Source organism: bacterium, from assembly GCA_024228115.1.
Classification (GTDB): Bacteria; Myxococcota_A; UBA9160; order UBA9160; family UBA6930.
Genome location: JAAETT010000648.1, coordinates 1 through 1664, shown reverse-complemented (window position 1 = coordinate 1664; position 1664 = coordinate 1). Strand labels below are relative to the sequence as shown.

Sequence of the window (1664 nt, the reverse complement as noted above, 5' to 3'; positions counted from 1 at the left end):
GGTTCCGGCGCTACGCGCCTCCACCGGCCCCAGGGCCGGCGGAAGCGGAGTGTTCGAGTCGTTGATCATCGTGAGTCACCTTGCATCGCCCTACAGTAATTCTGGACGGGTCAAGTGTCTCATCGGCGTTGGCAGAGAGGGGAAGTACCAGAGCCGTTTCAATCGCTTGATCTGAGAACTTCCTTTGACCACCACGCAGCCCGGTTGGCGCTGGTTTCCAGGTGGAAATCGCGTCTTCTGAGATCCAGAGAGTGATATTGCCGCGCTGGACCAGGGCGCGATCGTACTCGGCGCAATTGTTCACTCGATACTTCGTCTTGTACTTAGGATGCACACGCGAATTCATGCTCCGGTCGTGGCCCAAGCCCCTCATGGTCGCCAACTGGCTCACCGTTGGGCTGCGATTGATGCACCAACGCCACGATGAGTCCTTATCGTTCCCGCCGGAAGCGAGAGAGTCCCCATGCGAGGCGAGCGGATTTCAGCTTGCCCCGGCGGTTGCGGAGGCTCCGCGAAGTGATGTCGAAGCGTCCGAGTTGATACGGATCGCTGGAGCGCTGATTGACGCCAAATGTTGTTGTGACGCCTGTCTTGTACCCAGCGGTGGCCACAGCTTTCTGTGTGCGATCATCGTGGTCGCCGTTGGGGTAGCAAAAGTGATCCACTGACTGCCCCAGCCAGGTCTCTAGATCGCTCTTTGATTCGATGAGCTCTTTTTCCAACTCTTTGTCGTCGCACTGAGGCAAGAGCGAGTGCAAGTTGGTGTGGGAGCCGATCTCGTGACCGGCCTTGTGCATCTCAATCACTTCGTCCGGGCGCATGAGGCGCGCCCAGGTGGGGGGCGCCCCGTCTGCGAGCCTTGAGACGATGTCGACCAAGTCCTTGCGAACCTCTGGTTCGAGTTGCTTCACCGCCAGCATGACGGCGGAAACGAATGCCACGTCGCTCTCATGGTCCTCCCGCCGCACTCCCGATCGCTCTGAGAGCGTTTCGAGGGCTTCGCCCTCTTGTCGGAGCGCTGCGAGCGCTGAGAACCCGAGGCGATCGTGCCAGAGCGGCTCCTGGGCGTCGGTCATTCTCGGAACGATGTAGAAGGTTGCCCGGAGCTCATGCTTTTCGAGCACAGGGCATGCGTTCTCCAGGTTGTCGAGTTGGCCGTCGTCGAATGTGATGGCAGCGAGGGGCTTGTCCCTCTTTTCACCAGACTGGAGCCTTTCGAAGGCCTCTCCCATTGGATGACAGGAGTAGTGCTTCTTGAGGTACGCCAGGCAGAAGTCGAGTTCTTCAGGAGTCACGGCCAGTCCGGGTACCGGATATTCATTGCGCTCGGCTTCTGAGAGAATGCGATGAAACGTCACAATGGTCAGCCCGTCGACGTTCTGTCGAGGCGCACTGAGACCGGTCCGCAGTGCGAGTTCGCAGACGGCATCTCGAGCGATGGCAACAACTTGTAGTTTCGTGATCATGCTTCTCTTTGCCCGAAGGGCAGGGCAGGCGCCCACAAAGCCGCGCGGAACCTAGCCCTGATCCGAGATTCTTGAGGGCTTTCGTCGATTCAAATTGAAAGTGGCCCCGTCGGTGTGCTTGATGGAGTTACCAGACCTCATCGAGCCCCCGAGGAGCCACAATCATGAGGCTAAGTAGAAGCCGAATTCGGGCCCGCG

Annotated in this window: 2 protein-coding genes; both read right to left on the bottom strand. The window is 59.1% G+C overall.

Annotated elements, in window-relative coordinates:
• Window positions 1–10 precede the first annotated feature (10 nt).
• The gene (locus GY937_27005; GenBank protein MCP5060364.1) at window positions 11–364 is read right to left on the bottom strand and encodes a hypothetical protein; all 354 of its coding nucleotides are present in this window, start codon (window positions 362–364) and stop codon (window positions 11–13) included.
• A gap of 67 nt (window positions 365–431) precedes the next feature.
• Window positions 432–1466, bottom strand: a complete 1035-nt coding sequence (locus GY937_27000; GenBank protein MCP5060363.1) for a polysaccharide deacetylase family protein — start codon at window positions 1464–1466, stop codon at window positions 432–434.
• Between the last annotated feature and the right edge of the window lie 198 nt (window positions 1467–1664).